Here is a 283-nt window from a genome sequence, read left to right on the forward strand (position 1 = left end):
AATGGAAAGATACCTGCACCTGTTAAGTCGGGGAGATAAAATTGGCCTGACATTGATTCGTCTGAGTATTGCGATTGTTTTTATGTGGATTGGGTTATTAAAGTTTGTCCCTTACGAGGCAGACAGCATTACACCATTCGTCGCAAACAGTCCACTAATGTCGTTCTTTTATGAACACCCGGAAGACTATAAACAGCATCTGACTCACGAAGGCGAATACAAACCAGAAGCAAGAGCATGGCAAACGGCTAATAATACCTATGGTTTTTCCAACGGTCTTGGC

1 pseudogene is annotated in these 283 nt (G+C 42.8%); it reads left to right on the forward strand.

Features of this window, described 5'->3' with window-relative positions:
- Position 1: 1 nt before the first annotated feature.
- Positions 2-283, forward strand: a pseudogene (gene rclC / locus LZP73_RS20810) (reactive chlorine species resistance protein RclC); the annotation flags it as partial.

It is taken from the genome of Shewanella sp. AS16 (assembly GCF_021412365.1).
Lineage (GTDB): Bacteria > Pseudomonadota > Gammaproteobacteria > Enterobacterales > Shewanellaceae > Shewanella > Shewanella salipaludis.